This is a genomic window from Actinomyces sp. oral taxon 180 str. F0310 (genome assembly GCF_000185285.1).
Taxonomy (GTDB): Bacteria; Actinomycetota; Actinomycetes; order Actinomycetales; family Actinomycetaceae; genus Pauljensenia.
On record NZ_GL622194.1, the window covers coordinates 921,915 to 929,244 of the forward strand.

At 67.9% G+C, this 7,330-nt stretch carries 5 protein-coding genes and 1 pseudogene; 4 read left to right on the forward strand and 2 right to left on the reverse strand.

All coding sequences use genetic code 11. The annotated features are described in order from the left end of the window. A pseudogene (locus tag HMPREF9006_RS10800) lies at window positions 1-1,396 on the reverse strand (UrvD/REP family ATP-dependent DNA helicase); the annotation flags it as partial. Window positions 1,397-1,474: 78 nt separating this feature from the next. On the opposite strand from HMPREF9006_RS10800, the gene HMPREF9006_RS03995 reads away from it, so the two are divergent. Then, the gene (locus HMPREF9006_RS03995; RefSeq protein WP_009212264.1) at window positions 1,475-1,702 is read left to right on the forward strand and encodes a DUF3107 domain-containing protein; all 228 of its coding nucleotides are present in this window, start codon (window positions 1,475-1,477) and stop codon (window positions 1,700-1,702) included. Window positions 1,703-1,812: 110 nt separating this feature from the next. On the opposite strand, the gene HMPREF9006_RS04000 is transcribed toward HMPREF9006_RS03995, so the two are convergent. Next, on the reverse strand, window positions 1,813-2,442 hold the full coding sequence (locus HMPREF9006_RS04000; RefSeq protein WP_009212265.1) for a ferritin-like fold-containing protein: 630 nt from the start codon (window positions 2,440-2,442) through the stop codon (window positions 1,813-1,815). Window positions 2,443-2,694: 252 nt separating this feature from the next. On the opposite strand from HMPREF9006_RS04000, the gene HMPREF9006_RS04005 reads away from it, so the two are divergent. The 3 genes from HMPREF9006_RS04005 (at window position 2,695) to HMPREF9006_RS10560 (ending at window position 7,017) form a co-directional block, all read left to right on the forward strand. Beyond that, on the forward strand, window positions 2,695-4,491 hold the full coding sequence (locus tag HMPREF9006_RS04005) for a DEAD/DEAH box helicase (protein WP_009212266.1): 1,797 nt from the start codon (window positions 2,695-2,697) through the stop codon (window positions 4,489-4,491). 635 nt (window positions 4,492-5,126) lie between these two features. Beyond that, window positions 5,127-6,095 carry a DUF6318 family protein gene (locus tag HMPREF9006_RS04010; protein WP_009212267.1) on the forward strand — a complete coding sequence of 323 codons (969 nt, stop codon included), beginning with the start codon at window positions 5,127-5,129 and terminating at the stop codon, window positions 6,093-6,095. 49 nt (window positions 6,096-6,144) lie between these two features. After that, the gene (locus HMPREF9006_RS10560) at window positions 6,145-7,017 is read left to right on the forward strand and encodes a hypothetical protein (protein ID WP_009212268.1); all 873 of its coding nucleotides are present in this window, start codon (window positions 6,145-6,147) and stop codon (window positions 7,015-7,017) included. Window positions 7,018-7,330 lie beyond the last annotated feature (313 nt).

Sequence of the window (7,330 nt, forward strand, 5' to 3'; positions counted from 1 at the left end):
TGGCCAGGGGGTCGGCGCGAACGAGGGGCGAGGGCAGGAGGCGCTCGGCCAGCTCGCGGCGGGCGGCCTCGTCCGTGCCCGTGGAGCCCGTCGGCACCGTGATGAGGTCGAGGAGGAGGCGCGTCGTGGGCTGGCTGGCGAAGTCGAAGGCCCGCCCGCCGCCGACCAGGGGAACGCCGCCGCGCGCCAGGTAGCGGCGCGTCTCGGCGACCATGGATGCGCTGCGCACGATAACGGCCTGGTCCGCGAAGTCGATGCCGTCGTGCAGGTGGTGGGACCGCAGCGCGCGAGCGATGAGGGCGCCCATCTGCGAGGGCGTTGCCCCCAGGTGCGTCACCAGGCCTCCCCGGGGCGCGTCGTCGCCGACCCGGGCGTTGCGGCGGGCAGGCGAGCCGGATTGGGTGATGCGCGAGCATGCCTGCCGGGCGAGCTCGCGCACCGGCGCGGACATCGCGTACACCTGGCCGAGTTCACGGATGTCCACGCGAAGGAGGGAGGCGAGGCGGCGGTCGAGGTGCGGCTCGCCGCCCCGGTACCCGGCGACCGCGACGTCCGAGTCGGAGAAGGCAACGATCCGAGCCCCCTTCTCGCGGCACGCCGCGAGAAGGGTCAGCGTCGAGGGCGTGCAGTCCTGGAGGTCGTCGACGACGACGAGGTCGGGCACCGGACAGGGAGCCTGCACCCCGCGCGTGGGGGCCTCGCTCTGCCAGGAGCGGATCAGGTCGGCGGCGAGGGACTGGATGCGCGACAGGTCCACGCGCAGGGTCCCCGAGTATTCCGGGCTGCGCTGGGGGCCCTCTTCGAGGGCGGCAACGATGGCGCCCGCGGCCTCCCATTCGGGTCTGCAGAACCTGCCCCCCGCCTCGACCAGCGACGCCGCGTTCATCCCGGCCTCCCCCGCGCGGGCGACCAGGTTTCGCAGCTCCGCGCGGAAGGCGGGCATGGCGCGCATCTGGGGGCCGATCTCACTCGGCCAGGGAGCGTCCACGGTCTCGAGAAGCTGGGCGAGCATCTGGTCCTGGGAGGATCCCGTCACCAGCTCGACCCCGTCGAGGGGAACGGCGCGCTGGGTGCGCCAGGTGGCCACCACCTGGTAGGCGAAGGAGGCGGGGGTGCGGCAGGGGCGCACCGCGTCGGGCGCGAGGGCCTGCGCGCGGGGGGTGAGCAGGTCGGCGCGAGCGCGGTCAGGGGTGAGGATCACGGCCGAGCGTCCCGCGGCGTTCTCCGCCTCGAATGCCGCGAGCGCGCACGTGCTGCGCCCCGAGGAGGGGGCGCCCCGGGCGACGACGTCGCCGACCCGCGAGGCGCGAAGGACCTCCGCCTGCTGGGGGTTCAGCTCGGGCAGCCGCCACCACGAGGCGGGGCGCGCACGCAACCTGACCTTGATTTCGCTCATGACGCAATACTGGCAGACACCGCCGGCATCTGTGACACATATGATGGTGGTGACGGCTTTTTCCAGCAAGGAGCATTCATGGAGATTTTCATCGGGATTCGTGACAACACCCGCCAGCTCGCCCTCGACGTTGACATGAGCGAGAGCGAACTCGTGTCGAAGGTCAACGAGGCGCTCGCCTCAGCCAACGGCCTCCTCGACCTCACCGGCTCCAAGGGGCAGCGTCTCCTCGTTCCCACCCGTGCCCTGGGCTACGTGCAGATCGCCAGCAAGAACGAGCGCCGCGTCGGTTTCGCGATCGGCTGACCCCGAGGGGCGACGAGGCCGGGAGCATAGTCCTCGCAGCCGCCCGGCACCGGCCTGACGCTCGTACGCGCGAGGCCGCCCCGCGGGGCCGCCGCCACGCGGGGCCGAAGCTAGGCCTTGAGGTGGATGTCGCGCATGCGCTCCCCGTGGCGCGCGATCACGTACTCCGTGATCGCGTCCGCGTTCTCCGGGGTGGCCGCCAGCGTCGGGTAGGTGAACAGGGTTGCTCGCACCAGACCGAGGGCCTCGCCGGCGACGCGCCGACCCCACAGGGACAGGCGAGCCGCGAGCTGCGGGTCCTCCTCGATTCGCGGCCCGAGGTGCGCGCGCACCCAGTGTCCCTGCTCGAAGGGCCACACGTCCTCCATGCCCTCGAAGAGCTTGTGTGTCTGGGCGACGCGCAGCATCATGTCTCCGAGCATGCCGCGCGTAATGAAGGTCTTGACGCTGCGCTCGGCGAAGGTCGTGGGGCGCGTGCGCGCGTCCAGGTCATCGTAGGTTCGAGAGAAGACCTCGGCGGCGGCCATCAGGTCGAATCCGCGGTGCTGGCTCCACACCTCAAGCTGGCGATACAGGGCGTAGCACTGGGCGGACATGCGGGCGTGTTCGACGTGGGCCTCGAAGGACGGTGCCTGCTCGCCGTCCTTGGCCAGGCGAGTCATGAACGCCAGCGAGGAATAGGCGAGAATACCGACGACGTCGGCGTCTTCGGCGGGAACGGGAACGTAGTCGTGTGCCATGACTCCAGCATAGTGCCTGACGGCGCCGCGTGAGCCGCATTCCGCCCCCGCAAGCACCCCCGACACGGCCGCTCTGTGACCATCCCCTCCCCCGCTATTGCGGTCGGCACGGTTACACTGAACAGCGACCAATCAAAGACCGGTCGCATTCTTGACTCTTCACACGGAGGCGCGGACGTGCATCCCCGCGCCAGGCAATGCGCGATCGGCACCGACCCCAACCCCGGAAGAGTCCGGGAGACAAGGTAGATCGTGACCAACACGAGCATTGAGGCCACCGCGCCCACCCCCGGCAACGACGCAACCGACCAGGCCAGCGGCACCCAGGTGCCCGCCGACGCCTCGCCCGTCGAGTACTCGGCGGGGGTCGTGCGCCTGGGCAACATCCACCCCGAGGCCCCGGCGCAGGAGGAAGCCACCCCCGACATTACCGACAAGGGTGACGAGGACCTGGACAAGAAGTCTTTCGCCGACTTTGGCGTCACCGACCCCATCGTTGACGCGCTCGAGGATAAGGGAATCACGCACCCCTTCCCGATTCAGGCGCTGACCCTGGGGCCCGCGCTGGATCGCCACGACATCATCGGCCAGGCCAAGACGGGCACCGGCAAGACTCTCGGCTTCGGCATCCCGGTCCTGGAGGATGTCATCGCTCCCGACGAGGAGGGCTACGAGGACCTGCTCAACCCGAACAAGCCCCAGGCCCTCATCATCCTGCCGACACGCGAGCTCACCAAGCAGGTCGCTCAGGACCTGCGCGACGCCGCGAAGTACCTGTCCACCCGCATCGTGGAGATCTACGGCGGCGTCGCCTTCGAACCCCAGATCGAGGCTCTCACGCGCGGGGCCGACATCGTCGTGGGTACTCCCGGGCGCCTCATCGACCTGCTGCGCAAGGGGCACCTGCACCTGTCCGGCGTCGAGACGGTCGTCCTCGACGAGGCCGACGAGATGCTGGACCTGGGCTTCCTGCCCGACGTGGAGACGCTGCTCGGCCGGGTGCCCGAGAACCGCCACACCATGCTCTTCTCCGCGACAATGCCCGGACCGGTGGTCGCCCTGGCGCGCCGCTTCATGGTTCACCCCACGCACATTCGCGCGCAGGATCCGGACGATCAGAACCAGACCGTGAACACGGTCAAGCAGGTCATCTACCGGGTTCACGCCATGAACAAGGTGGAGGTCGTGGCCCGCATCCTGCAGGCAGAGGGGCGCGGTCGCACCGTGATCTTCTGCCGCACCAAGCGCACGGCTGCCCGCCTGGGCGAGGATCTGACGGCCCGCGGCTTCGCGGTGGGCGCGCTGCACGGAGACCTAGGGCAGGGCGCGCGCGAGCAGGCGCTGCGCGCGTTCCGCAAGGGCAAGGTGGATGTCCTGGTTGCCACGGACGTGGCCGCGCGCGGCATCGACGTCGACGACGTCACCCACGTCATCAACTACCAGTGCCCCGAGGACGAGAAGATCTACATTCACCGCATCGGGCGCACGGGTCGCGCCGGGAACTCGGGGACGGCGGTGACGTTCGTGGACTGGGACGACACGCCGCGCTGGTCGCTCATCTCCAAGGCCCTGGGCCTGGGCGTGCCGGATCCTCTCGAGACCTACCACACGTCCCCGCACCTGTTCACCGACCTCGATATTCCCGAGGGCACGACGGGGCGTCTGCCGCGCGCCAAGCGCACGCGCGCCGGCCTGGATGCTGAGGTCTTGGAGGACCTGGGCGGTTCATCTCCTCGCCGCGAAGGCCGAGGCCGCGGCTCGCGCGGCGGGTCCCGAGGCGCCTCTCGGGGCGGCCGCGGGCGCTCGGCGCGTTCGGGCGACACTTCGGATTCGGCGCGCGGCTCTCGGTCGCGCGGGTCCCAGGACGGGGATCGCACGCTGAACGCCGGTAAGGGTGGCCGCTCGGATCGCGGGACGAGGGGCCGCGGGCGCGGCGAGCACTCGCCGCGCTCGTCCGCCGAGGGAGCTTCCGGTGCCGCTGGTTCTGCGCCCGCCGAGCGCGCACCCCGCACTCGCAAGCGCATCCGCCGCCGCAAGGGCGGCGAGTGAGGCGCCCGCTCTGCGGCGCGAGCTGCGGGGCAACCCGTTAGTCCCCTCCCCCGCCCCTACTGCGCAGGTTAACCCACCTGGTGGAACGTGGGCGGCGGTGCCCATGCGCCACTAGGTGGGTCAACGCGCCCATCGGTGGGTTAGGACTGCCATCTAGTGGGCGAGCATGCCACCTGGCGGCATGTGTCGCCCGGCACGCCTGGCCCCATCACTGCCCCGTGCGTGTCTGCGGGCCGCCGGGCAGCACACGCGCCGCGCGGATGGGCGATGAGGGGGTTGCAGCCAACCATCGAGTGCGGCAACCCGCAATCCCGACGTGCTTCTCGTCAACGGGCTTGCGAGCACGTGCTGCCGCGTGGCTTGCTCGTCGAGTCCCCACCGAGTCTGCCCGCCGCTTCATGGGCGGGAGGCGCTCCCCTCGAGGACGACTGTGGCTCACGGTGGCACTCGGCGGTTGACGTGCAAAAACATGCGACGGCTCACTGGCGAGCCGGGCGGTAGCTGAAACGCCCAGATGATGATTACAGCGTATTGTTATTGTTTCGTGTCGGTTCTTGGCGTATGGTGGTGTGTAAGGGCGCGGTCCCTGTGGTGGGGGCGCGTTGGAGGAGACCTCAGTGTGGAGGGCACACGCCATGGAGATACCACCCCTGTCCGAGCGACCCGTGAGCCAGGAGGAGGAAGAGGCCTTCCTGCGCTCGATTCAGCCCCGGCGAGGCCTCTTTGGTCGGCGTTTCATCGGGCCGAGGAGGTGGCGGCCGGGCTGGGCCTGGGTTCCGCGCGTACGCGGTAGTGTACGCGGTGGTGAGGGCAGCGGGGAGGGTGGGCCGGGTGAGGGTGGCGCCGCCTTCAGCGGAACCTCGGGAGGGGGTGTGGCGGCGTGGTTGCGGGCTGATCCGGTGGATTGGGGTATCCGCATCGCCATCGTCCTGTTGATCGTCGCGGGCTGCTATGCCGTCTACATCAACGGTGTTGCCGAGGGCTGGTGGCGTGCCTGGGGCGAGAACCCCACGGCCCAGCCCACGCGGTCTGTCATGTCGGGCCAGGCTCCCACCCCGGGGCCGAGTGTGTCGAGTGAGGCGGCGATGTCAGGCGGCTACCAGGTCGGCCCCGACGGCGTCCTGGTCAGGCCCGCCGAGCACGCCGCCTCCACCTACCCCCTGCCCGAGCTCCCCCAGGCAGCCACAGAAAACAGTGAGCGAGGAGCAGAAGCAGCAGCCGAACACTACCTCGCACTTGGCGTCTATGCATGGAACACCGGAGACACCTCACCGTTAGCTGATATGTCAGACCCTTCATCGGAGTTCGCTTCTGAGTATATCCGGCGGATAAACGAGGTCTATAGGGATGGCTGGACCTACGGAAATCAGTCGACGGTCGTACATGTACTTCGGCTTGAGCCTGTTCCCGCTGACGGAGGAAACGTTCAACCAAACACTATTGGTGTGAGGTTCGAACTCAAGTCCAGTGATGGCGTCACTTGCAGAGGTCAGAAGATCACTGTAAAGGAGAAGGAGTATACGTCCACCATGTCCCTGTTCATGACCTGGAAAGATGGACGATGGGTAGAGACGCAGGGAAGTGCGAAGACTCATGAAGAATAGTAAGGCCATTGTAGTGTCGACACTGGTGCCTGTCGTTAGTCTCTTGTTTGTGAGTATTCCTCCCGCGGCCATCGCTGACGATATTGACGACAATCGTCAAGGTCTCGAGGTGACGCGTGATGGAGGCGATCTCGCGGCTGCCCTATGGGAGCAACAACAAGTCCGGCAAGCAGGTCAACCAACGTCGGGTTCGGTCACGACTGCGGGTGATGATACGGTGCGTCAGTCGAATGAGGCGACTCCTGCGAGTGAGGCTGGTGCGTATTTTGATTTCGCTCATTGTGCGGTGGAGTCGAATCCGTTTGGGGATGACCCTTTCACGCACGGGAGCTGGGTGTGCGCCTACCCGCCACCCGAACCCGGCCAGGACGCACCCCAGAACAGGCCACCCACCACACGCGAACTCCTCCTGGCAGCAGCCACCCTCATCCACCCCGACGGTGCAGGCCTGCGCAAGCGTCCCGATGGGGTGTCTTACACGAACCGGCGCATCCCCACCCTCGTCAACGTCACCCACCCCACCCAAACCCACACGGTGCGGCTCCTGGGGAGGGATGTCACCGTGACCCTCACAGCCCAGGAATACACGTGGGACTGGGGAGACGACACCCCGGGCACAGTCACCTCCTCACCAGGAGCAGCGTGGGAGGAGGGTATGGACCCCAACACCGACCCGACCCTGATACGCCACTACTACAAGGCACCGGACGGATGGAAGTCCTTCCTCGACGGCCCCTACCCCAAGGCCACACGCACCATCACCCTGACCACCACATGGGCAGGCACTGCCACCAACCCCTTCACCGGAGACACACAAACCATCAACGGCCTGGTCACCACCACCGAAACAACCGACCCCTTCCGCCTCGACCACCTCATCATCAACAACACCGACACCGCAGAAGAAAAACAAGGCCACTAAACACGGCAGGCACCACACCCCAGACCAGGTGGGAACCCAGGGCCACGCAGCCGCACCTTCTCGGGCGTCGCGTGAAACCCAGACCACCCCCGCCACCCCTTGTCCGGCGCCGCGTGAAACCCAGACCACCCCCGCCACCCCTTGCCGGGCGCCGTATGAAACCCAGACCACCCCTGCCTGAAGAAAAACACCAATATCCGGCGATTCACGCGAAGCAGGGGCGGTCGCGGTTTCACTAGCCCGTCCAACACCGCAGACAGGGGCGGCCCAGGTTTCACTACTGGCCTGTACGCGGAGTTGTTGACGGTTTGTT